The 21,997-nt window shown below is 70.1% G+C and carries 21 protein-coding genes; 14 read left to right on the top strand and 7 right to left on the bottom strand.

The window, feature by feature from the left end:
• Nucleotides 1-63: 63 nt before the first annotated feature.
• From dprA to CHC09_RS02255, 3 genes are read right to left on the bottom strand one after another with little or no spacing between them, the layout of a single operon-like run.
• Nucleotides 64-1,239 (bottom strand): DNA-processing protein DprA, encoded by a 1,176-nt coding sequence (gene dprA, locus CHC09_RS02265; protein WP_089291234.1) that lies wholly within the window; start codon nt 1,237-1,239, stop codon nt 64-66.
• Nucleotides 1,236-2,849, bottom strand: coding sequence for a YifB family Mg chelatase-like AAA ATPase (locus tag CHC09_RS02260; RefSeq protein ID WP_089291233.1), 1,614 nt, complete (start codon nt 2,847-2,849; stop codon nt 1,236-1,238). The genes dprA and CHC09_RS02260 overlap by 4 nt, the downstream gene beginning before the upstream one ends.
• Nucleotides 2,849-3,208, bottom strand: a complete 360-nt coding sequence (locus tag CHC09_RS02255) for a YraN family protein (protein ID WP_089291232.1) — start codon at nt 3,206-3,208, stop codon at nt 2,849-2,851. The genes CHC09_RS02260 and CHC09_RS02255 overlap by 1 nt, the downstream gene beginning before the upstream one ends.
• A gap of 146 nt (nt 3,209-3,354) precedes the next feature.
• On the opposite strand from CHC09_RS02255, the gene CHC09_RS02250 reads away from it, so the two are divergent.
• The 8 genes from CHC09_RS02250 (at nt 3,355) to CHC09_RS02215 (ending at nt 10,911) form a co-directional block, all read left to right on the top strand.
• A complete protein-coding gene (locus tag CHC09_RS02250) occupies nt 3,355-3,951 on the top strand; it encodes a hypothetical protein (protein ID WP_143232188.1) in 597 nt (198 codons plus the stop codon).
• Nucleotides 3,952-4,168: 217 nt separating this feature from the next.
• Nucleotides 4,169-5,065 (top strand): 30S ribosomal protein S2, encoded by an 897-nt coding sequence (gene rpsB / locus CHC09_RS02245; protein ID WP_089291230.1) that lies wholly within the window; start codon nt 4,169-4,171, stop codon nt 5,063-5,065.
• A gap of 77 nt (nt 5,066-5,142) precedes the next feature.
• Nucleotides 5,143-5,973, top strand: a complete 831-nt coding sequence (tsf, locus tag CHC09_RS02240) for a translation elongation factor Ts (protein WP_089291229.1) — start codon at nt 5,143-5,145, stop codon at nt 5,971-5,973.
• A 157-nt stretch (nt 5,974-6,130) separates the two neighbouring features.
• The gene (pyrH, locus tag CHC09_RS02235) at nt 6,131-6,838 is read left to right on the top strand and encodes a UMP kinase (RefSeq protein ID WP_218827156.1); all 708 of its coding nucleotides are present in this window, start codon (nt 6,131-6,133) and stop codon (nt 6,836-6,838) included.
• A gap of 73 nt (nt 6,839-6,911) precedes the next feature.
• Complete coding sequence (frr, locus tag CHC09_RS02230; protein WP_089291227.1) at nt 6,912-7,469, top strand: ribosome recycling factor; 558 nt, start codon at nt 6,912-6,914, stop codon at nt 7,467-7,469.
• On the top strand, nt 7,469-8,470 hold the full coding sequence (locus CHC09_RS02225) for a phosphatidate cytidylyltransferase (protein WP_089291226.1): 1,002 nt from the start codon (nt 7,469-7,471) through the stop codon (nt 8,468-8,470). Before frr ends, CHC09_RS02225 begins: the two co-directional genes overlap by 1 nt.
• Before the next feature lie 43 nt (nt 8,471-8,513).
• Entirely contained in the window at nt 8,514-9,692 is a 1,179-nt protein-coding gene (gene rlmN, locus CHC09_RS02220; protein WP_089291225.1) for a dual-specificity RNA methyltransferase RlmN, read from the top strand.
• 37 nt (nt 9,693-9,729) lie between these two features.
• Nucleotides 9,730-10,911: a DivIVA domain-containing protein gene (locus CHC09_RS02215; RefSeq protein WP_089291224.1), complete on the top strand. Its 1,182-nt coding sequence runs from the start codon at nt 9,730-9,732 to the stop codon at nt 10,909-10,911.
• A 56-nt stretch (nt 10,912-10,967) separates the two neighbouring features.
• Here CHC09_RS02215 and CHC09_RS02210 read toward each other — a convergent pair whose 3' ends face one another.
• The gene (locus CHC09_RS02210; RefSeq protein WP_089291223.1) at nt 10,968-11,204 is read right to left on the bottom strand and encodes a DUF2631 domain-containing protein; all 237 of its coding nucleotides are present in this window, start codon (nt 11,202-11,204) and stop codon (nt 10,968-10,970) included.
• A 144-nt stretch (nt 11,205-11,348) separates the two neighbouring features.
• On the opposite strand from CHC09_RS02210, the gene CHC09_RS02205 reads away from it, so the two are divergent.
• Entirely contained in the window at nt 11,349-12,914 is a 1,566-nt protein-coding gene (locus tag CHC09_RS02205; RefSeq protein ID WP_089291222.1) for a Rieske 2Fe-2S domain-containing protein, read from the top strand.
• A gap of 531 nt (nt 12,915-13,445) precedes the next feature.
• Here the strand turns inward: CHC09_RS02205 and CHC09_RS02200 are convergent.
• Both CHC09_RS02200 and CHC09_RS02195 read right to left on the bottom strand, forming a co-directional pair.
• On the bottom strand, nt 13,446-15,017 hold the full coding sequence (locus tag CHC09_RS02200; RefSeq protein WP_089291221.1) for a phytoene desaturase family protein: 1,572 nt from the start codon (nt 15,015-15,017) through the stop codon (nt 13,446-13,448).
• Entirely contained in the window at nt 15,014-15,859 is an 846-nt protein-coding gene (locus CHC09_RS02195) for a YhjD/YihY/BrkB family envelope integrity protein (protein ID WP_244911588.1), read from the bottom strand. The genes CHC09_RS02200 and CHC09_RS02195 overlap by 4 nt, the downstream gene beginning before the upstream one ends.
• 118 nt (nt 15,860-15,977) lie before the next feature.
• Between CHC09_RS02195 and CHC09_RS02190 the strand changes: the two genes are divergently transcribed.
• From CHC09_RS02190 to ispG, 4 genes are read left to right on the top strand one after another with little or no spacing between them, the layout of a single operon-like run.
• On the top strand, nt 15,978-16,469 hold the full coding sequence (locus CHC09_RS02190) for a YcxB family protein (RefSeq protein WP_089291219.1): 492 nt from the start codon (nt 15,978-15,980) through the stop codon (nt 16,467-16,469).
• Between the two features lie 29 nt (nt 16,470-16,498).
• Nucleotides 16,499-17,707 (top strand): 1-deoxy-D-xylulose-5-phosphate reductoisomerase, encoded by a 1,209-nt coding sequence (gene dxr, locus CHC09_RS02185; protein ID WP_089291218.1) that lies wholly within the window; start codon nt 16,499-16,501, stop codon nt 17,705-17,707.
• Complete coding sequence (locus tag CHC09_RS02180; RefSeq protein ID WP_089291217.1) at nt 17,707-18,951, top strand: M50 family metallopeptidase; 1,245 nt, start codon at nt 17,707-17,709, stop codon at nt 18,949-18,951. Before dxr ends, CHC09_RS02180 begins: the two co-directional genes overlap by 1 nt.
• Before the next feature lie 5 nt (nt 18,952-18,956).
• Nucleotides 18,957-20,129: a flavodoxin-dependent (E)-4-hydroxy-3-methylbut-2-enyl-diphosphate synthase gene (gene ispG, locus CHC09_RS02175; protein ID WP_089291815.1), complete on the top strand. Its 1,173-nt coding sequence runs from the start codon at nt 18,957-18,959 to the stop codon at nt 20,127-20,129.
• A gap of 256 nt (nt 20,130-20,385) precedes the next feature.
• Here ispG and CHC09_RS02170 read toward each other — a convergent pair whose 3' ends face one another.
• Nucleotides 20,386-21,225 carry a GNAT family N-acetyltransferase gene (locus tag CHC09_RS02170; RefSeq protein ID WP_089291216.1) on the bottom strand — a complete coding sequence of 280 codons (840 nt, stop codon included), beginning with the start codon at nt 21,223-21,225 and terminating at the stop codon, nt 20,386-20,388.
• A gap of 159 nt (nt 21,226-21,384) precedes the next feature.
• Here CHC09_RS02170 and CHC09_RS02165 point away from each other — a divergent pair, with 159 nt between their 5' ends.
• A complete protein-coding gene (locus CHC09_RS02165; protein WP_089291215.1) occupies nt 21,385-21,942 on the top strand; it encodes a PadR family transcriptional regulator in 558 nt (185 codons plus the stop codon).
• The last annotated feature ends 55 nt before the right edge of the window (nt 21,943-21,997 follow it).

Here is a 21,997-nt window from a genome sequence, read left to right as displayed (position 1 = left end):
GGCGCCTCGTCCGGCGCTGAGCGCGCCAGATCTTTCCCCCGATCGGGTGGTGGGATCATGTGACTAGGCCTCCCGGGTCGCCAGCATGATCCCGTCCTCGGCTCGCATCACGAGCCCGGCGGACTCCAGCAGGGTGAGCCGCCGGAGGACCGTGCGCAGCTCCAGCCGGGCCCGCGCCGCCAACTCCTCCGGGGTCAGCGCCCCGCGCCGGGGAAGTGCCTCCATGATCAGCGCCGATTCCTCGTCCAGCCGGTCCCGGACACGTTCGCGCCCGCGTGGTGGCGGCTCCAGGTACTCCCCGACCCGGCCCACCTCCTCCAGCACGTCGGAGACCGAGGTGACCAGCCGCGCGTCCGGATGCGTTCGCAGCAATTCGTGGCAGCCGACCGACATCGCGGACGTCACCGGTCCCGGTACGACCATCGCGGGCCGGTTCAGGGCCAGGACCCGGCTCATCGTCTGGGTGGCGCCGCTGCGTGCCGCGGCCTCGACCACAACGGTGCCCGCGGTGGCCGCCGCGATCACCCGGTTCCGGATCAGGAATCGGTGCCGCAGCGGCTCCGCACCCGGCGGCCATTCGCTGATCAGCAGGCCCTGCTCGGCGATCCGCGCGAACATCGTCGCGTTGCTCGCCGGGTAGGGCCGATCCACTCCGCAGGCCAGCACCGCCACGGTCGTCCCACTCGCGGCAAGGGCGCCGTGGTGGGCCGCCGCGTCGATCCCGAACGCCCCGCCCGACACCACCGTCCAGCCACGTTCGGTCAGCCCGTACGCCAGATCACTGGCGACATGGACGCCGTACCCGGTCGCCGCCCGCGCCCCGACGATCGCCACCGAGCGCTCCAGCGTCGCGCCGAGCGGCAGGGCGCCGCGCACCCAGAAACAGAGCGGCGGCCGGGTGTCCCGGTTCACCCGGACCCGGCTCTCGACCTCCAGCGTGGCCAGGGTGTCCACCCGGGCGGGCCACTCGTCGTCGGCGGGCACCACCAGACGGGCGCCGAGACTCTCGGCGTACCGCAACGTGGTCTCCGCCACCTGGCGGGCGTCGCCCGCGGCGGACCGGGCGGCGATCGCGGACCGCAGCGAGCGGCTCTGGACGTCCCCGGCGAGCAGCCGATCCAGGGCGGCGGGCGCCCCGGCCTGCTGGACCAGCTCCCAGACCTCCCGATTGCCGGGCTCGGCCAGCCAGGTGAGCGCGGCCCGGGCCGCCCGGTCCGCGCGACCTCCCGGCTCGCTCATCGCGGCACCGCCGATCCGGCGGGACCGATCGCCGAATCGGCGACCGGTCCGAAACCGTGCGAGGCGGGCTGCGGCCGGTCGGCAGCGGCTGCCGCCGGCCCGGCCTCCCCGGTACGAAGTTGCAGAGCCTCCGCCACGTCCTCCTCACCGGGCCGGTCTCGTCCGTCCAGGTCCGCGATGGTCCACGCGAGCCGGAGCACCCTGTCGAATCCCCGTGCCGAAACCGTCCCCCGATCCAGTGCGTTCCGCAGCGCGGCGGTGTCGCGCGCCGGCAGGAGCCACGGCGCCCGCCGCAGTTGCGGCCCCGGCACCTCGGCGTTGACCCGCCACCCGCCCACCGCCCACCGTTCCGCCGCCGCCTCCCGGGCCCGCAGGACCCGGGCCGCCACCGCGACGGACGACTCGGCCGGCGCCTGCGTCGTCATCAGTTGAGCGGCCCGCATCGGCAGCAGATCGATCTTGATGTCGATCCGGTCGAGCAACGGTCCGGAAAGCCGCGCCAGATAGCGGCGCCGGACCAGCGGACTGCAGGTGCAGCACCGGTCGGTCGTGGCGCACGGGCAGGGGTTCGCGGCCAGGACCAGCTGGGCCCGCGCCGGATACTCGGTCGTGCCGCGGGCCCGGGCCAGGACCACCCGCCCGCTCTCCAGCGGTTCCCGCAACGCTTGCAGCGTCGCCCGGCTTATCTCCGGAGCCTCGTCCAGGAACAGGACGCCCCGGTGGGCCAGCGAGAGCGCCCCGGGCCGAGCCAGCCCGCCGCCGCCACCGATCAGCGACGCCAGGCTCGAGCTGTGGTGCGGCGCCTGGTACGGCGGACGCCGCACCAGCCCGCTGTCCGGCGGGAGCACCCCGGCGATCGACTGCAGCGCCGTCACCTCCAGCGCGGCCTCGTCACTCAGCGCGGGCAGGAGCGACGGGAGGCGCTCGGCGAGCATCGTCTTGCCGGCCCCCGGCGGCCCGAACAGAACCAGGTGGTGGCCGCCCGCCGCGGCGATCTCCAACGCGTACCGGCCGAGCCGCTGGCCGGCGACGTCGGCGAGGTCGGGGCCGGCCGGAACCGGTGGCGACGACTCCACCGGCGGGTCGAGCAGCCGGTCGGCGCCCCGGACGAAGTCGACCAGGCGGCGCAGCGAGTCGACGGCCCGAACCGTCACGCCGGGCACCACGGTCGCCTCACGGGCGTTGGCCAGCGGGACGACAACGCGGGTGACACCGGCCTGGGCGGCCGCCGCCACCATCGGGAGCACACCGCGCACCGGGCGGACCGTGCCGTCCAGGCCGAGCTCGCCGAGGACCAGCACCCCTTCCAGCGGCCCGGCGGGCAGTTCACCGGCGCCGGCGAGCAGCGCGGCGGCTATCGCGAGATCGAATCCGCTGCCGTGCTTCGGCAGGGCGGCCGGCAGCAGGTTGACGGTGATCCGCCGGTTGGGCCAGTCGCAGCCGCTGTTGACCACCGCCGCGCGGACCCGGTCGCGGGCCTCGTGCAGCGCGGTGTCCGGCAGGCCGGTCAGCACCACCGCCGGCAGGCCGACGGAGAGGTCCGCCTCCACCTCGACGAGGCGGCCGGTGACGCCGATCAGGCCGACGCAGAGCATCCGGGCGTAGCTCATCAGAACGCCGCCCGGATGTGCACGACCCGGCTGGCGCCCCGCGGCTGTGGGAGCACCTCCACCACGTCGAAGCGGATCTGCCGGGCGGTCGTCCCGGACTCGGCCAGCCAGCGGACGGCGAGCAGTCGCAGTTTCCGCACCTTGCGCGGATCGACGGCGGCGGCCGGCGGTCCGAACGCCGCCGTCGTGCGCGTCTTCACCTCGCAGAACACCACGTCGTCGCCGTCCCGCAGGATCAGGTCGACCTCACCGTCGGCGCATCGCCAGTTGCGGGCCAGCACTCGCAGCCCGCGCTCCTGCAGGTGCCGGGCGGCGAGTCGCTCGCCGTACGCCCCGATCGCCTGTCGCTGAGTCGTCATGCCGCCGGACCGTGGCAGGACCGGTGGCTCGCCGTGGATCGGGGTGTGGACGGATCGTCACTGTGGATTCGCGAACGGTCACCGATGCGGTGTGATATGTGCTCACCTGTGGCCTGAACGCCCTCGGTCGCCTACGGTGCGAATTCGTGGAGCACCGTTACGCGGACGAGTCCGGCCCGAGCTGGTATTCCGGGAGCCGGTACACCGACCCACCCCGATACCCCCGCGAGCCTGAGGTGTCCGGTTCACACGCGTTGCGCGAGGAGCCGTACGACACCGGCAGCATCCGCTTGCCCGAGCAGCGCCCCGCCGATCTCGAGCCCCGCGCTCCGTACGAGTCGGGCCGGATCCCGATCCGTGGCCCGGAGTACCCGACGATCCAGCCGCCGCAGCAGCAGTTGCAGAACGAACCGACGACCCTGGTCCCGCCGGTCACCCCCGAGCGGCCGCGCGCGGAACGCACCCGCCGCCCGGTCTCGTCGGTGATCGTGGCGATCGCGCTGCTCGTCCTGTTCCTTCCGGTGCTGCGGTTGTTGATGAGCGTGACCTTCGCCTCCGATCCCACCGCCCGCGGCATCGTGCCGGCGGTCCTGCTCACCCTCGGCCTGGCGCTGACCGGTTTCGGGCTGTTCGCCGCGACCGGCGGTGCTTCGGTGAGCCGGGACGCCTGGATGCGCCTGCCGTTGGCCTATCTTCCGGCCGGTCTGATCATCCTGCTGGCGGCGGGCCTGGCCGTCGCCTGAGAAAAAACACGTTGGCGTATGCTGGTCACCGGCGACCGCCCACGCGGTCGACCTCGCGCGCCCTCCGGCGGTTCCGAGCGCTGTTCCTAGCGCCGGCCGGTGGCGACGGCCCTCCCTGGTCCCGATCTTCTTCGGGTCCGACTGTGGCCGCCGACCGGGCGCCAGGACGCCCACCGCCGGTGGGCGTGACAACCAGGGAAGATCAGGGAGCACCACCATGGCCGTCGTGACCATGCGCCAGCTGCTGGAGAGCGGTGTCCACTTCGGGCACCAGACCCGTCGCTGGAACCCGAAGATGAAGCGCTTCATCTTCACCGAGCGCAACGGTATCTACATCATCGACCTGCGCCAGACCCTCGACTACATCGAGAAGGCGTACAGCTTCGTCCGTACCACCGTCGCCGAGGGTGGCCACATCCTCTTCGTCGGCACCAAGAAGCAGGCTCAGGAGGCCATCGCCGAGCAGGCGACGCGGGTCGGCCAGCCGTACGTGAACCACCGTTGGCTCGGCGGCATGCTGACCAACTTCCAGACGGTTTACAAGCGCCTTCAGCGGATGAAGGAGCTCGAGGCCCTGGGTGACCTGACCGGCACCGCCGCGGGTTACACCAAGAAGGAGACCCTCCAGCTCTTCCGCGAGAAGACCAAGCTCACCAAGACCCTCGGTGGCCTGCGGGACATGACCAAGACGCCGTCGGCGATCTGGGTCGTGGACACCAAGAAGGAGCACATCGCCGTCGACGAGGCCCGCAAGCTGGGCATCCCGGTCATCGCGGTGCTGGACACCAACTGTGACCCGGACGAGGTCGACTTCCCGATCCCGGGCAACGACGACGCGATCCGCTCGGCTGAGCTGCTGACCCGGGTCATCGCCACCGCCGTCGCCGACGGTCTGATCGCCCGCTCCGGCCGCAACCGCGGCGACGCGGACGCCAAGCCCGAGGCCGGCACCGCCGCCGGCGAGCCGCTGCCCGAGTGGGAGCGGGACCTCTACGAGGGTGCCGAGAAGAAGGCCGATGAGGCCGCCGCCCCGGCCGCTGAGGCTCCGGCCGCCGAGGCCCCGGCCGCTGAGGCCCCGGCCGCTGAGGCTCCGGCCGCCGTCCCCGCCGAGTAAGTCGACCGACGTGCTTCCGGCCGCCGTCGCTTGCCGGTGACGGCGGCCGAATCCCGACTGACATCGAGAGAAGAGTCATGGCTAACTACACCGCCGCGGACGTGAAGAAGCTCCGCGATCTCACCGGTGCCGGCATGATGGACTGCAAGAAGGCGCTCGAGGAGTCTGCGGGCGACTTCGACAAGGCCGTCGAGTTCCTGCGCGTCAAGGGCGCGAAGGATGTCGGCAAGCGGGCCGGCCGCACCGCCGCCAACGGCATCGTCAGCCACTCCGGCAAGGCTCTGCTCGAGCTGAACTGTGAGACCGACTTCGTCGCCAAGACCCCGGACTTCGTCGCGCTGGGTCAGCGCTTCGTCGAGTTCGGCGAGGCCAGCAAGGCCGCCGACGCTGCCGCGCTGCTCGCCGCGACGCTGGAGGACGGCAAGACCGTCGCCGACACCGTTCAGGAGTACGCCGCCAAGATCGGCGAGAAGATCGTCCTGAACCGCTTCACGATCGTCGAGGGCAACGTCGCGGTCTACCTGCACCGCAAGGCGCAGGACCTGCCGCCGCAGGTCGGTGTCCTGGTCGAGTACGCCGGCAAGGACGACGAGGCCGCCGACGCGGACGCTCGTGGCGTCGGCATGCAGATCGCCGCGATGCGGCCGAAGTACCTGACCCGCGACGAGGTTCCGGCCGAGGTCGTCGAGTCGGAGCGCCGGATCGCCGAGCAGACCGCTCGCGAGGAGGGCAAGCCCGAGCAGGCCATCTCGAAGATCGTCGACGGCCGGGTGAACTCCTTCTTCAAGGACTTCGTCCTGCTCGAGCAGGCTTCGGTCGTCGACAACAAGAAGACGGTCAAGCAGGTCGCCAGCGAGGCTGGGATCGAGATCACCCGGTTCGTCCGCTACGAGGTCGGCCAGGAGTAAGGCTCCACAAGCGTTTTGGTACGGGAGGTCGGGTACGCGATTGAGCGTCCGGCCTCCCGGTCGCATAAGGTCTCCTGCAGAAAGTGAAGGGAAGGCGGGACTCATGACGATGGTGACCGAGCAGTCCGCCACGGTTGACGATCAGGACCCGCCGACCATGCGGCCGCGCCGGGTGGTGCTGAAGCTGTCCGGTGAGGTGTTCGGCGGCGGCGCGGTCGGCGTCGACCCCGACGTGGTGCAAGCGCTGGCCAAGCAGATCGCCACGGTGAACCGACGCGGCATCCAGGTGGCCGTCGTGGTCGGTGGCGGCAACTTCTTCCGCGGCGCTGAGCTGCAGAAGCGCGGTATGGACCGAAACCGCGCCGACTACATGGGCATGCTCGGGACGGTGATGAACTGCCTCGCTCTCCAGGACTTCCTGGAGAAGGAGGGGATCGAGACCCGGGTCCAGACGGCTATCCACATGGCCCAGGTCGCCGAGCCGTACATCCCGCTGCGCGCGATCCGGCACCTGGAGAAGGGCCGCGTCGTGATCTTCGGCGCCGGCGCCGGTATGCCGTATTTCTCGACCGACACGGTGACCGCCCAGCGCGCGCTGGAGATCCACGCCGACATGGTGCTGATGAGCAAGAACGGTGTCGACGGGGTGTACACCGCCGACCCGCGGATCGACCCCGACGCGCGCAAGCTGGAGAACATCACCTTCCAGGAGATTCTCCAGCGTGGCCTGCGGGTGGCCGACCAGGCCGCCTTCAGCCTGTGCGAGGAGAACAAGCTGCCCATGCTGGTCTTCGGCGCGGACGGCGACGACACGATCGTGCGCGCGTGCGCGGGCGAGAAGATCGGCACTCTGATCACCGCGTGAGCTCGCGCTCGCCCCGCGGCAGACGTTCCCACATCCGGCACCACCGAAGACAGCAAGGAGGCGAGAAGAGCCGGTGATCGAGGAAACCCTCTTCGAGGCCGAAGAGAAGATGGACAGCGCGGTCGAGCATGCCAAGGAGGAGTTCGCCGCCATCCGGACCGGCCGGGCCACTCCGGCGATGTTCTCGAAGATCATGGTGGACTACTACGGCGCGCCCACCCCGGTGACGCAGATGGCCTCCGTCGGCGTCCCGGAGCCCCGCATGGTCATCGTCAAGCCGTACGACAACACCCAGCTCGGCCCGATCGAGCGCGCCATCCGTGACTCGGACCTCGGGGTCAACCCGAACAACGAAGGCACCCAGCTGCGCATCCACCTCCCGCAGATGACCGAGGAACGCCGCCGCGAGATGATCAAAGTGGCGCGGTCCAAGGCCGAGGAGGGCCGGGTCGCCATCCGCAACGTGCGCCGCAAGGCCAAGGAGCAGATCGACAAGCTGGTCAAGGACGGCGGAACCGGCGAGGATGAGGGCCGTCGCGGCGAGAAGGAGCTCGACGACATCACCCACCGGTACGTCTCGGTCGTCGACGAGCTGGTCAAACACAAGGAAGCCGAGCTACTCGAAGTCTGATGTCCTACCTCGATCCGCGTGCCGGGCAGACCTCCGGCGACGACACGAGCGTGCCGACGCCGTACGCCTATGGCAGCCCCGGTGGCCCGGCGTACCAGAATCCCGCCTGGCACGCGGACGAGCAGCGGCCGGAGACGCCGCCTGCCAAGCGTGGCCCCGGAAAGCGCCGAGCCGGCCGCGGTGAGAAGGGCAAGAGCCGGGCCGGCCGGAACCTTCCCGCCGCCATCGCGGTCGGGGTCAGCCTGGGCCTGGTCGTACTGGCCTCGTTGCTGGTCTGGCCGCCGGCCCTGCTGGGTGTGGTGGTCGTCGCCGCCGCTGTCGGCGTCTGGGAGACAACCCGCGCGCTCTCCGTGACCGGCGCCCGCCCGCCGCTGATCCCACTGATCGCCGGCACCGCGGTGATGACCGGCCTGGCCTGGTACGAGGGCCCGGACGCGCTCACCCTCGGCCTGGTCGCGACGATCGGCGCCGCGTGCCTCTGGCGTCTCGCCGACGGCGTCGCTGCCGTGCGCCGCGACTTCACCGCGACCACCCTGATCGCGGTCTACGTGCCGTTCCTGCTCAGCTTCGCCGGCATGCTGGTGCGCCCGGAGGACGGCCAATGGCGGGTGCTCGCCGTCGTGGTCGCCGTGGTGCTCTCCGACACCGGCGGGTACGCGGCCGGCGTCTTCCTCGGCAAGCACCCGATGGCACCGAAGATCAGCCCGAAGAAGTCCTGGGAGGGCTTCGCGGGCTCGGTCACCGCGTCCGCCATCGGCAGTGCCGCGCTGTTGTTCTTCCTGATGGAGATCCCGGTCTACCACGGCCTGCTGTTCGGTGCGGTGATCTCCGTGGTCGCGGTCCTCGGCGATCTTGCCGAGTCGATGCTGAAGCGGGACCTCGGCGTGAAGGACATGAGCAACCTGCTGCCCGGGCACGGCGGGCTGATGGATCGGCTGGACTCCATCCTCTTCGCGGTCCCTACCGCCTACCTGCTCTTCGCGATCATCGCGCCGAACTAGCTATGGGCGACCTACCCGGAGAGCGTGGGAGACTGGATACGCCATGACGATTCTTCCGGTCATCCCGACCAGTCCCGACCAGCCCGACGCGGTGCCGACTCGGCGCCGTCCGAGCATGCCCCCTCGTCACCTCGCCGACCTGGACCTCGCCGCGCGCAAGACCGCGGTGGCAGGTCTCGGCGAGCCGGCCTTCCGGGCCAAGCAGCTCTCCACCCACTACTTCGGCCGCCTGGTGCGCGACGCCGCGGCGATGACCGACCTGCCGTCGGCCACGCGGGACAAGCTCGCCACCGAGCTGCTGCCCACGCTGCTGACCCCCGTCCGCGAGCAGGCCTGCGACGACGGTGCCACCCGCAAGACGCTGTGGCGGCTGCACGACGGCGCGCTGGTCGAGAGCGTGCTGATGGGCTACCCGGACCGGGTCACGGCCTGTGTTTCCAGCCAGGCGGGCTGCGGCATGGCCTGCCCGTTCTGCGCGACCGGCCAGCAGGGCCTGACCCGTAACCTCTCGGTGGCCGAGATCGTCGACCAGGTGGTCTATCTGGCCGGGGTGGCCGCCTCCGGCGCGGTGACCGGCTCACCGCCCCGGTTGTCCCGGGTGGTTTTCATGGGGATGGGTGAGCCGCTGGCCAACTATCCCCGGGTGATCGAGGCGGTTCGACGGCTGACCACTCCGGCTCCGGAGGGTCTCGGACTTTCACAACGGCACATCACGGTGTCAACTGTGGGTTTGGTGCCCGCAATGCGCCGGTTGATCGCTGAACAGCTTTCGGTGACTCTTGCGTTGTCACTGCATGCCCCCGATGATGATCTGCGCGATGAGCTTGTGCCCGTCAACCAGCGTTGGAAGGTGGCCGAGGTGCTCGATGCCGCGTTTGACTACGCGGCGCAGACCGGTCGTCGGGTTTCCATCGAATACGCCCTGATCAGGGACGTAAACGATCAACCCTGGCGTGCCGACCTGCTAGGCCGCCTACTGCACGGCAAGCTGGCCCATGTGAATCTCATCCCGCTCAACCCGACACCGGGCAGCAAATGGGATGCCAGCCCGAAACCGGTCGAGCGCGAGTTCGTCCGGCGGCTGCGAGAGGCTGGCGTGTCGACGACGGTTCGTGACACTCGCGGCCGGGAAATCGACGGTGCCTGCGGTCAGCTGGCCGCGGGAGAGTTGACGCAGGCAGGCGCAGCAGGCGTCGCAGCCGACGCGGAGGTGGCACAGTGACTGGGCTTAGGTCCCAGCAAACGGAGTGGGAGACGTTGTGACGAGTCAGGGACAGCGTTTCCGGCGGCGTGCGCTGCGCCGGGGCTACAAGGTCGACGAGGTTGACGCATTTCTGGACCGGGTCGAGGCGACCCTCTCCGGTGAGCAGGCCGGCCCGCCGGTGGCCGCGCAGGAAGTGCATGACGTCGTCTTCCGGGTGCGTTTCGGTGGATACGACGAGTGGCAGGTGGACCTGCACCTCGACCGGGTCGAGCGGCAGCTCGCCGAGTTCGAGGAGCGTGGCGGCCGCCCGATCGACCCGATGCGTGACTCGATGCGGAGCGGCCTCACGGCGGACCGTTCCGGCGCTATCGACCGGTCCGGCCCGATCGGCCAGCCGAGCGGCCCGCCGGCGCTCTCCGGTGGCATGCCGCGCAACGGGATGGCCGGCGCCGGCATGGGCATGGGCGGCCCGCAGCAGCCCGGCCCGCAGCAGTTCGGCAACCCCGGTCAGCAGTTCGGTAACCCGGGTATGGGCAACCCCGGCGTGACCCCGGGCATGGCGCAGACCGAGCGGATCCCCGCACCGGTCCGCGACGACCGGATGATGCCCCCGCAGATGCCGCAGCGCCCGCAGCTGCCCCCGCCGGATCCGTACGGTGGCCGTTACGACGAGCCGCCGACCTACGGTGGTCAGCAGCAGCCCCAGCTCCCGCAGCGGAATGCCCCGCAGGGATACGACCAGGGCGGCTACGACGAGCCCACCACCTTCGGCGGCTTCGAGCCCGGCCGGCACGGTCGCACGGACATGACCGCCGAGATCCGGATGCCCGACCGTGACCCGCGTGGCGGCTACGGCGGCCCGCAGCTGCCGCCCGGCCCGATGCAGCAGCCCCCGGGCGGGATGCAGGGCGCCCCGATGAGTGGCCCGCCCGCCGGCTACGGCCCGCCTCAGCAGCAGGCCGGCCCGCCGATGGGCGAGCCGGGCGGTGAGCTCTACCGCGTGGACCAGCTGCGCCGGACGTTCCAGCCGCGCCGCTTCGGCAGCGGGTACGACCCGATGCAGGTGGACCGCCTGTTCGAGAGCATCCTGCAGGCGATGACCGGGCGTGGCCCGATGCCGGTGAACGAGAATGACCTCGACATGCTGCAGTTCGGCCTGGTTCCGAACGGGTACTTCGAGGCCGAGGTCGACGCCGCGCTGCGCGAGGTGAAGGACATCCTGCTGCGCCGGCGGTGACAACGAACGAGAAAAGGGTCCCGCTCCGGCGGGACCCTTTTTCGTGGTGAGATGGATCAGTCGTTCGGCCGGAGACCGGCCTTACGCAGCACGATGTCGCCGACCACGGCGCCGATCAGCCCGATCGCGATCACGACGAGCCACACCTTCTCGGTGTTGCCCTGCTGGTTGCCCCAGAAGAACATCAACAGGACGATCGCCGAGATGATCGCGCCACGCTGCGCCCGCCGCCGGTTGGTCGGCTTCAGCTGGTCCGGAGCGTAGACGTCCTGGTGTTCTTCCGTCGCGGACACGTCGGTTCTCCTCGTCGCTCTCTCGGTGAGTCGGCCATCAGTCTGTCACGGGGTCGCCGGGCGGAACCCGGCAACCCGGCTGTACTTTCGATGCGGTCACACAGCGCTGCCTTGAAAACAGGCGCCGAAGCAGAGGAGCGACAAGTGCGGATCACGGGCACCGGCCATGCGAGCATGCGGATCGACACGGCCGCGGGCAGCATTCTGTGCGATCCGTGGGTGAATCCGGCGTACTTCGCCTCTTGGTTCCCGTTCCCGGACAATTCCCTGCTCGACTGGGAGACTCTGGGCAACGTCGACTACCTGTACGTCTCCCACCTGCACCGGGACCACTTCGACGCGGAGCACCTGAAGCGGTTCATCAACAAGAAGGCCACCGTCCTGCTGCCGGAGTACCCGACCAGCCAGCTCGAGGACGAGCTGCGCGACCTGGGCTTCACAAGCTTCCTGCGGACGAAGTCGGACGAGGTGCACGAGCTCGACGGCGGCCTCAAGGTGATGATCCAGGCGCTGATCAGCCCGACCGACGGCCCGATCGGTGACTCGTCACTCTGGGTGGAGTACGACGGCATCCGCGTGCTGAACCAGAACGACGCCCGCCCGTCGGACCTCACCCGGTTCAACGAGCTCGGCCACGTGCACGCGCACATGCTGCAGTTCTCCGGCGCGATCTGGTACCCGATGGTCTACGAGCTGCCGGACAGCGCGAAGACCGCTTTCGGCAAGCAGAAGCGGGACCGGCAGTTCGACCGCACCTGGCGTTACATCGACGACCTGAAGGCCGACCACGTCTTCCCGATCGCCGGCCCGCCGTGCTTCCTCGACGACTCGCTCTGGCAGTTCAACGACATCCACGGTGACGAGGGGAACATCTTCCCCGACCAGTCGGTCTTCCTGAGCGAGTACGCGAAGGTCGGCGGCACCAACGCCGTCGTGCAGCTCCCGGGCAGCGTGACCGTGCTCTCCGACGGTGGCGCCACGCAGACGACGACGCACCCGATGCCGGTCGAGGAGTTCTTCGCCAACAAGGCCGCCCATCTGGAGGAGATGCGCCAGCGCAAGGCCCCGATCATCGCGGCCGAGAAGGCGTCCTGGCGGCACCCCGAGATCGACGTGCTGGGCGAGTTGAAGAAGCGGATCGAGCCGCTGCTCGAAGAGTCGATCTACATGGCGAAGGGCGTCGGTGGCCCGGTCCGCTTCGACCTGACCGACTCGTTCGGCCCGGACGGCGAGATCATCGAGTCGATCGTGGTCGACTTCCCCGGCAAGCAGGTCCGTCCCTACGCCGACGAGAAGGTCCGCTACCGCTTCAAGACCGGCCGCGCCCTGATCGAGCACCTGATCTACATCGACGAGGGCGACTGGGTCAACTCGCTCTTCCTCTCCTGCCGCTTCTCCGCGGCCCGGATCGGCCAGTACAACGAGTTCGTCTACGCGTTCTTCAAGTGCCTTTCCGAGGAGCGCCTGCAGTACGCCGAGGGTTGGTACGACGAGCACGAGAAGTCGGTCGACGCCGAGGACACCCAGTTCGGCGACTGGACCGTGCAGCGCCGCTGCCCGCACCTGAAGGCCGACCTCTCCCGCTTCGGCATCGTCGAGGGCAACGTCCTGACCTGCCAGTTGCACGGCTGGAAGTTCGACCTGCCCAGCGGCCGCTGCCTGACCGGCGTCGGCCACAAGATCCGGGCCCACAAGACCGAAAACCCCTGACCCATATCGAGGTACGAACCAGGAGTCCCGCCGCAGGCTACAAGCCGAGTCCCGTGCCGATCTCGCGCGACCGCCCGGCCCTTCGGGGTCCCGGGCGCGCCGCACGGTGATGCGGTCGGGACGCCAGGCCGACGGAACTCCGACCGAGCAACGCGACTCACGGTCGCGGCTGGTTCCCCCGGCGGGACCCCAGCCGAGCAACGCGACTCGCCGCCTCGGCTGGTCCCGGTGGTATCCGGGCCGTTATGGCCCCCGCCGACCCCAGCCGCCGATCCCTGGCTGGGGCCGGCGGTGGTGTCGCCACCTTGATCACGACGGTGAGAGCCAGCCGGTCGAAGCGGCTGGTTCTCACCGTCGTGTTGAGCCCTTCATCCGGCGCGCAGCCGATTGGGGCCGGCCGTCGTGTCGCCATGTGACGCGGCCGGGACCCCGAGAGGCCGGCCGGTCGCGCGAGATTCGCACGGGGCTTGGCCTGTGGCCTGGCCAGGGGGCTCCATGGTTCGTACCGGATCAGGATTTTGGTCTTGGGTTTTAAGGGTTGAGGTCTTTCAGGATGCGGACAGCGACGTTGTGGCCGGCGGCGCCGATGACGCTGCCCGCCGGGTGGGTGCCGGCCGAGCCCGCGTAGAGGCCGTCGACTCCGGTGAAATAGGGCATCCGCTGGTCGAAGGCGACGGTGTTGTCGACGTGGTGGATGTGACCGCCGGTGATGCCGAAGTGCTCCTCGATGCCCGGCGGGGTCAGCGGGAAGATATCGGCGACCAGGTCGGACGTGCCCGGGGCGTAGCGGTCGCAGATCGCCAGCAGGCGGTCGACATATGCCGGGAGCTCCGCGTCCCAGGACGAACCGGCGGGCTGGAACGGCACCGACTGCACGAAGAGCGCGGACGAGTGGTGGCCACCGGCGTCCCGCAGGGACGGGTCGACCGTGGTGTGCAGGTACCACTCGATGGTCGGCTCCGAGGGCAGCTCCCCGGCCCGCACCTGCGCCCACATGTTCCGCAGCGCGGCCATCGGCGAGTCGCCCGCGCCGGGCAGCAGATGGATCGTGGAGCCGAACGGCGACGGCGTGCCCTCCGGCAGGCAGGTGAACTCGGGCAGCCCGCGCAGCGCGAGGTTGACCTTGAGAGTGTTGCCGGGGCGCTTCACCGCGTTCATGTGCTCGGTCAGCGCGGAAGGCAGCGTGCCCGCCGGGACCAGGGACATCAGCCGGTACGGATCGCAGCTGCCGAGCACCACCCGAGCGCTGATCGACCGGCCGTCGGCGAGCACGACACCGCTGGCCGCGCCGCCGTCAACGGTCACCGAGGTCACCGCCGAGTCGGTGTAGAGCCGGGCGCCGGCAGCCCGGGCCGCGTCGGCGAAGGTCCGGGAGACCGTGCCCATGCCGCCCTCGGCGATCAGCCAGGTGCCGTCCGCGCCGGGCAGCCGGCACATGTTGTGCACCAGGAAGTTGTGCCCGGTGCCCGGGTCGTCCGGCCCGGCGGTCAGGCCGGACAGGCCGTCGGTGACCGCATACATGCTGGTCAGCAGCTCGCTCTTGAAGCCGAACCGGGCCAGGTAGTCGGCGACCGAGCCACGCACCAGATCGAGGAACGTGCTCTGCAACTGCGGCCGCACGTACCGGTCGGCGATCTCCTCGACCGGTGCCGGCTCCTCGAGCCAGGACGCCGCCAGATCGGCGCGCAGCGCGCCGATCTCCACCGCGAGGGCCTCGTCGGCGGCCGCGTCACGGGCCGAGAAGAACGTCTCCAGCTGCTGCCGGACGGCCTTCCGGTCGCGGCCGAAGAGCAGGAACGGCGAGCCGGGCGGGCCGGGGGTGGGCAGGAAGTAGTGCGGATCGCGGCGCAGCACCGGGATGTCGACGTCGAGCGTGCGCAGCAGCTCCGGCGGCATCAGACCGAGCAGGTAGGAGCCGGTGGACTGGCCGAGGCCGGGCACCTTGGGGAACGGATGCTCGGTGCGGGTCGCGCCGCCGAGCACCCCGGCCGCCTCGAGCACGACGACGTCGAGCCCGGCGCGGGCCAGCAGGATCGCGGAGACCAGGCCGTTGTGACCGGCTCCGATGATCACCACGTCGGCGCGATCGGGAATGGGTGTCATGCCGAGGGACGGTACCCCGCGTCGGTCTCCGGCGCCGCCCTCGATTTTTTGTCTGTGGACAACGGCCCGGCGGCGCGTGTCGCCGCGAATCCCACCAGGACGATCGTGTGGAACAGATAGAGCCACAGCCCGACCGCGACCGTTCCGCCGATCGCGTCGAACCCGCCGAACGGAGCGCCCAGGTCCAGCGGCAGCGAGCAGAACAGCACGAAACCGTGCAGGAAGCCGGAGAGGTTGGCGGCGGTGAATGACCCGATCAGGACCGTCGGCAACCACGGCGGGTGGCCGGGCGCGACGTAGCGGAACACCCAGATCACGACCGGCGTCAGCACCAGCCACGTGACCAGGAACGACAGCGCGACGGCGAGCACCGCCCACCAGCCACCACGGGTCCACAGGCGGCTGGTCGTGGGCAGTGCCAGGAACAGGGTCAGGAGCAGTGCGGGAGAGGCGGCGAGCAGCGGCAGCCAGAGCAGTCGGCCGCGCCAGCCGACCAGCGATTCGCCGGGCCTCGTCAGCGCGGCGAACGCCCGGCGCAGGCCCTCGCCGTAGAGGGTGGCCGGGAGCAGGCTGGCCAGCGCGAGCAGCGGGGTGAGCTGCAGGCCGGCGTCGATCAGGGCGGCCAGGGCACGCGACGCGCCGATCTCGTCGGGGAGGGCGATGACGGCCCGGCCCGTCAGCCTCCGCACCCGATCGGGACCGACGGCCAGGCCGCTCAGCCAGATCGCCAGCAGGGCCACCGGAACTACCGCGATCCCGCTGTAGAAGGTGACCGCGGCGGCGTGCAGCGCCAGGTCGCGCCCACGTAACGGTCTGAGCACCTCGTCGACCACATGTCGCACCCGGATCAGCACGCGTTTGAACTACCCACTTGAGCCCCGTTGTCGACAGGCGGGGGAACAGGATCCACGGCGACAGGATGCCCGCAGTGGAGTGCGGGCTCACTAGGATCACGCGTTCATGACGAGCGATGTGATCTTCACGTTCTCCGCCCAGCCGGACGAGGAACAGAGCAGAGCCGCCCTGCGGCACCTCTTCCGGCAGAATTTCGTCCTCATCCGCAGTCTGGGCACGGCGCTGTTCCTGATCGGGTTGATCTCGCTGACGTGGGACGGTTCGGCCGCCCTGTCCGGGATCTGCCTCGGGCTGGGTGTCGCCTTCGTGTTCGTCGTGCCCCCGCTCGTCCTGCGGCGTATCTGGCGCAAGATGTCCTCGATGCTCAACCTCCCGATCACCTACCGGGTCGACGACCAGGGCGTCTTCGTCGCGAACGAGCTCATGGAACAGCTCCTTCGCTGGCCGGCGGTGACCCGGATCGAAGAGCTGCCCGGGATGACGATCCTCAGGGTGGGTGACAGCGCGTTCGTCACGCTGCGGACCGGGGAACTGTCGGCCGAGGAGGCGGCGGCACTGACCGAGTTCGTGAAGGCCCGGGTCGGCCGAGCAGCCTGAGTGCCGTGCTCCCGGGGCGGTCCGGGAAGATGGGCGACATGCGCGACCTCGTTCTGCTCGGCTCGACCGGATCCATCGGCACCCAGGCCATCGACATCGTGCGCCGCAACCCGGACCGGTTCCGGGTGGTCGCGCTCGGCGCGGGTGGCGGCAACGTCGCACTGCTCGCCGCGCAGGCCCTCGAACTCGAGGTCGACGTGGTCGGGGTCGCGTACTCGTCCGTCGTGCAGGATCTGCAACTGGCCTTCTACGCCGAGGCGCGCAAGCGCGGCTGGTCGTCCGGGAACTTCAAGCTCCCCAAGATCGTGGCGGGGCCGGACGCGATGACCGAGCTCGCGCGCTGGCCCTGTGACGTCGTGCTCAACGGCGTCGTCGGCAGCCTCGGCCTGGCGCCCACGCTGGCCGCGCTGGAGTCCGGCCGGATCCTCGCCCTGGCCAACAAGGAGTCCCTGGTCGCCGGTGGGCCGCTGGTCCGGCGGATCGCCAAGGAGGGCCAGATCGTCCCGGTCGACTCCGAGCACTCCGCGCTGGCCCAGTGCCTGCGCGGCGGGCGGGCGGACGAGGTGCGCCGGCTGGTGCTGACCGCCAGCGGTGGCGCGTTCCGCGGCCGGCGGCGCGACGAGTTGACGAACGTCACGCCGGAGGAGGCGCTCAAGCACCCGACCTGGGACATGGGACCGGTCGTCACGATCAACTCGGCGACCATGGTGAACAAGGCGCTCGAGGTGATCGAGGCGCACGAGCTGTTCGGGGTGCCGTACGACGACCTCGAGGTGATGGTCCACCCCCAGTCCGTGTTGCACTCCCTGGTCGAGTTCACCGACGGGTCGACGCTGGCCCAGGCCAGCCCGCCGGACATGCGGCTGCCGATCGCGCTCGCGCTGGCCTGGCCGGACCGGGTGCCGGCGGCGGCCGCAGGGGTGGACTGGACGCTGGCCCACAACTGGGAGCTGCGCCCGCTCGACAACGAGGCGTTCCCGGCGGTCGAGCTGGCCAAGGAGGCAGGCCGCACCGGCCGCTGCCGGCCGGCCATCTTCAACGCCGCCAACGAGGAGTGTGTGGCCGCTTTCGTCGCCGGTCGGCTACCGTTCCTGGGCATCGTCGACACCTTGGAGAGGGTGCTTGCGTCGGCGCCGGATTTCGCGGAGCCGGGTACCGTCGATGACGTGCTGGCCGCAGAGGCCTGGGCCCGGGCCCAGGCGCAGCGGACGATTGCGACTCTGGCTGAAGGAGCCTGATGCTGTTCTGGCTGGGTGCGGCGGCCTTCGCGCTGACCATCCTGATCTCGGTGAGCCTGCACGAGCTGGGCCACATGATCACGGGCAAGCGCTTCGGTATGAAGGTGACTCAGTACTTCGTCGGCTTCGGCCCGACGATCTTCTCGTTCCGGCGCGGTGAGACGGAGTATGGCCTGAAGGCCATCCCGCTCGGCGGCTTCTGCAAGATCGTCGGGATGACGCCACAGGACGACGACGTGGCGCCGGAGGATCAGCCCCGCGCCATGTGGCGGTTCCCGGTCTGGAAGCGGACCATCGTGATGTCCGCCGGGTCGATCACGCACTTCGCGCTCGCGATCGGCGGCATCTACGTGATGGCGCTCGTCTTCGGCCTGCCCAACCCGGCCTACCCGACGACGGACCCGGAGCTCCGCGCGCTGCCCGCCAAGATCAGGGTTTCCGAGTGCGTCTCGCTCACGCTCGCCGAGGGTGATTGCAAGCCCGGCGTCTCCGGCGTGCCCGGCCCGGCCCAGTCGGCGCGGCTGCAGCAGGGTGACGTGATCACCAAGGTCGGCACCACCCCGGTCGCCAACTACGGCCAACTCGTCGACGCGATTCGCGCACAGCAGGCCGGCCCCGTCGACTTCGGGTACGAGCGCGGTGGCCAGGCCGGCACGACGACCGTCACGCTCGTCCAGGCGGAGCGCCCGGCCGATGACGGCAGCGTCGTCAAGACGGCCATGGCCGGTGTCGGGGCGGACCTCTCGGACACTCCGGTCTACGTCAAGTACGGTCCGGTCGCGGCGTTCTCGGCCACCGGCGACCAGACCGTGGCGATGTTCAAGGCGACCGGTGAGGCGATCAAGAAGGTTCCGCAGAAGCTGCCCGCCCTGTGGCACTCGATCACCGGTGGCGAGCGCGACCCGAACACCCCGATCAGCGTGGTGGGCGCCAGCCGCCTGGGCGGTGAGGCCGTCGAGCACGGCGCCTGGGACCTGTTCTGGCAGATCTTCATCGGGCTGAACGTCTTCATCGGCGTCTTCAACCTGCTGCCGCTGCTGCCGCTCGATGGCGGTCACATCGCCATCGCCTGGTATGAGCGGGTTCGCTCCTGGCTTTACCAGCGGTTGCGTAAACCCGACCCGGGACGGGTCGATTACTACAAGTTGATGCCGCTCACCTACGCGGTCATCCTGATCGGTGGCGCGTTTACGCTGCTCACCGTCACCGCTGACATCATCAACCCGATTACGATCTTCAAGTGAGTGAGATGACCGCGATCAGTCTCGGAATGCCGGCCGTTCCCCCACCGCCGCTGGCCCCGCGCCGGCAGAGCCGGCAGATCAACGTCGGTGGAGTCCTGGTCGGTGGCGGCGCCCCGGTCAGTGTCCAGTCGATGACGACCACGCTCACCTCCGACATCAACGCGACGCTGCAGCAGATCGCCGAGCTGACCGCGTCCGGCTGCCAGATCGTCCGGGTCGCCGTGCCGTCCCAGGACGACGTCGAGGCGCTCCCCGCGATCGCCAAGAAGTCGCAGATCCCGGTGATCGCCGACATCCACTTCCAGCCGAAGTACGTGTTCGCCGCGATCGACGCCGGCTGCGCCGCGGTCCGGGTCAACCCGGGCAACATCCGGCAGTTCGACGACAAGGTCAAGGAGATCGCCAAGGCCGCCGCCGGCGCCGGCGTCCCGATCCGGATCGGCGTCAACGCCGGCTCGCTCGACAAGCGGCTGTTGGAGAAGTACGGCAAGGCCACCGCCGAGGCGCTGGTCGAGTCGGCGCTCTGGGAGTGCTCGCTCTTCGAAGAGCACGGCTTCCGCGACATCAAGATCTCGGTCAAGCACAACGACCCGGTCGTTATGATCCGGGCTTACCGGCAGCTCGCCGAGCAGTGCGACTACCCGCTGCACCTGGGCGTCACCGAGGCCGGACCGGCCTTCCAGGGCACGATCAAGTCGGCCGTGGCGTTCGGCGCGCTGCTCGCCGAGGGCATCGGCGACACCATCCGGGTCTCGCTCTCCGCCCCGCCGGTCGAGGAGATCAAGGTCGGTCAGCAGATCCTGGAGTCGCTCGGACTCCGCGAGCGCGGCCTGGAGATCGTCTCCTGCCCGTCCTGCGGTCGCGCCCAGGTCGACGTCTACACCCTGGCCGAGCAGGTCACCGCGGCCCTCGACGGCTTCCCGGTGCCACTGCGGGTGGCCGTGATGGGCTGCGTCGTCAACGGGCCCGGCGAGGCGCGAGAGGCCGACCTCGGGGTGGCGTCCGGCAACGGCAAGGGCCAGATCTTCGTGAAGGGCAAGGTCATCAAGACGGTGCCTGAAGCGGTGATCGTGGAGACGCTGGTGGAGGAGGCGCTGCGGCTCGCCGACGAGATGGGCGCGGAACTACCGGACGAACTGCGGGAGCTTCTCCCCGGGCCGACTGTGACTGTGCATTGAGCTAGCTGGCTTCGCTTCGCTTCGCGGCACTTCGCCTTGTAACCAATGAGTTGAGGCCCGATTTCCGGCCGCCCGCAAACACCGCGGGTGTCCGGAAATCGGGCCTCAACTCATTGGCGGCGAAGTGCGGGGGTGGGGTGGCTGTGGGCCGGAGTGGAACCCTGCGGGGGGGGATTGGGCCTCGGCTCGGGGGCGGCGGAGTGCGGGGTGTGGAGTTGCTGGGGGTTGGAGCGGTGTTGGTGGGGGAGCGGAGCGGTTAGAAGAGCACGGTCGCGAATGCCCCGGCGGACACGAAACCGCAGCGCTGATAGACCCGCCGCGCCGCGGTGTTGTAGTCGTTCACATAGAGGCTGACCGTGGGGGCGACTCGGCGGAGGGCGTCGTTGACGACGGCGGCCATCGCTGAGGTGGCGATTCCGCGTCCGCGGTAGTCGGGGTGGACCCAGACGCCCTGCACCTGGGTGGTGCGGCGGGTGATGATCGCCAACTCGGCTTTGAAGATGACCTGGTCGCCGGCGAAGCGGGCGTAGGCTCGCTTGCCCTTGGCCAGCTCGGCGACCCGACGGCGGTATCCGCGGCCGCCGTCGTCCTGCAGGGGGGAAACGCCGACCTCCTCGGTGTACATCGCGACCGCGGCTGGGAACAGCTGGTCGACCTCGCTCGGTCGGACCAGGCGTACCTCTGGGTCGGCCGGCGTCGCGGGCGGGCGGTCGGTGACCAGCAGCGGCTGGTTGGGCCGCACGTCCCGCGCCTTTCCCCAGTGCACACTCAGCCGGTCCCAGAGGTCCAGCACGGCATCGGCGCGCCCGATGATCGACGAGCAGACCCGCGGCTCATGGCTGAGCAGGTCGGCGAAGGCCGCGATGGCCGGGGGAGTGGCACCGACCGGGACCAGGTGCGCGCCGGACCAGATGATCGACTCGACTCGGCGGGCGGGCTCGTAACCGTAGATCCGCCCGTCGGACCGCCACCAGTTCAGCCCGTGCGCGGCGACCCGTTCGGCGATCTGGGCACCCGCGTAAGGGTCGGCGTCCAGGATCCGCTCGACCGCCGTGCGCTCCGGCTCACCGAGCTGGCGAATGGGCACCGTCAACACAGCTACCACATTGCCAGATCCGCGTCCCCGGACGCGCATGGCAACCCCAGGACTTCTGAAAGCCTTGCCGGCGACACGTTGCCGATATATCGTCTGACTATCGACAACAGAACGGAGAAGATCTTGAGGTTCGCACACGAGGGACATCGCGGACATCGCATGCGCGGTTTCGGCTTCCCGCCCGGTTTCCCCTTCGGTGGCCCCGGCCCGGGTGGCTTCGGCTCCGGTGGCCCCTTCGGCTCCGGGGAGTTCGGCGGGCGCGGCGGGCGGCGCGGTGGCCGCGGCCGGATCAACGTCCGCCCCGCCGTGCTGGCGCTGCTCCTGGAGCGCCCGATGCACGGCTACGAGATGATTCAGGAGCTCGATGCCCGCACCAACGGCATCTGGCGGCCCAGCCCCGGCTCGATCTACCCCACTCTCCAACTGCTGGAGGACGAGGGCCTGATCGAGGCGACCGCCGACGGCGGCCGCAAGAGCTACCGCCTTACCGAGGACGGTCGCCCCGAGGCCGAGACCGCCGCGCAGAATCCGCCGTGGGCCCAGTTCGGCGACGACACCCTCAACCAGGTGCAGGACTTCCGCGATGCCGCGGTCGGCATCTTCGGTGCGCTCAAGCAGGTCGGTTTCTCCGGCACGCCGGAGCAGCGCCAGCGGGCGCTCGAGGTCCTGAACGAAACGAAGCGCAAGCTCTACGCCATCCTCGCCGACAGCGAGTGACCGGCATCCCGCCCACCGGGCGGCCGGCGTCCCCGGCCGGCCGGTGGGCGCTTCC

The organism is Actinoplanes regularis, assembly GCF_900188005.1.
Taxonomy (GTDB): domain Bacteria; phylum Actinomycetota; class Actinomycetes; order Mycobacteriales; family Micromonosporaceae; genus Actinoplanes; species Actinoplanes regularis.
Note: the sequence above shows the minus strand (reverse complement) of the source record. Positions and strands in the feature narration are given on the sequence as shown.

What these genes read in the sequence shown, in the direction of transcription:
- dprA (WP_089291234.1), bottom strand. Translation starts at nt 1,239, where the DNA reads ATGAGCGAGCCGGGAGGTCGCGCGGACCGGGCGGCCCGGGCCGCGCTC.
- CHC09_RS02260 (WP_089291233.1), bottom strand. Translation starts at nt 2,849, where the DNA reads ATGAGCTACGCCCGGATGCTCTGCGTCGGCCTGATCGGCGTCACCGGC.
- CHC09_RS02255 (WP_089291232.1), bottom strand. Translation starts at nt 3,208, where the DNA reads ATGACGACTCAGCGACAGGCGATCGGGGCGTACGGCGAGCGACTCGCC.
- rpsB (WP_089291230.1), top strand. Translation starts at nt 4,169, where the DNA reads ATGGCCGTCGTGACCATGCGCCAGCTGCTGGAGAGCGGTGTCCACTTC.
- tsf (WP_089291229.1), top strand. Translation starts at nt 5,143, where the DNA reads ATGGCTAACTACACCGCCGCGGACGTGAAGAAGCTCCGCGATCTCACC.
- pyrH (WP_218827156.1), top strand. Translation starts at nt 6,131, where the DNA reads ATGCGGCCGCGCCGGGTGGTGCTGAAGCTGTCCGGTGAGGTGTTCGGC.
- CHC09_RS02225 (WP_089291226.1), top strand. Translation starts at nt 7,469, where the DNA reads ATGTCCTACCTCGATCCGCGTGCCGGGCAGACCTCCGGCGACGACACG.
- rlmN (WP_089291225.1), top strand. Translation starts at nt 8,514, where the DNA reads ATGACGATTCTTCCGGTCATCCCGACCAGTCCCGACCAGCCCGACGCG.
- CHC09_RS02200 (WP_089291221.1), bottom strand. Translation starts at nt 15,017, where the DNA reads ATGACACCCATTCCCGATCGCGCCGACGTGGTGATCATCGGAGCCGGT.
- CHC09_RS02190 (WP_089291219.1), top strand. Translation starts at nt 15,978, where the DNA reads ATGACGAGCGATGTGATCTTCACGTTCTCCGCCCAGCCGGACGAGGAA.
- dxr (WP_089291218.1), top strand. Translation starts at nt 16,499, where the DNA reads ATGGGCGACATGCGCGACCTCGTTCTGCTCGGCTCGACCGGATCCATC.
- CHC09_RS02180 (WP_089291217.1), top strand. Translation starts at nt 17,707, where the DNA reads ATGCTGTTCTGGCTGGGTGCGGCGGCCTTCGCGCTGACCATCCTGATC.
- ispG (WP_089291815.1), top strand. Translation starts at nt 18,957, where the DNA reads ATGACCGCGATCAGTCTCGGAATGCCGGCCGTTCCCCCACCGCCGCTG.
- CHC09_RS02165 (WP_089291215.1), top strand. Translation starts at nt 21,385, where the DNA reads ATGCGCGGTTTCGGCTTCCCGCCCGGTTTCCCCTTCGGTGGCCCCGGC.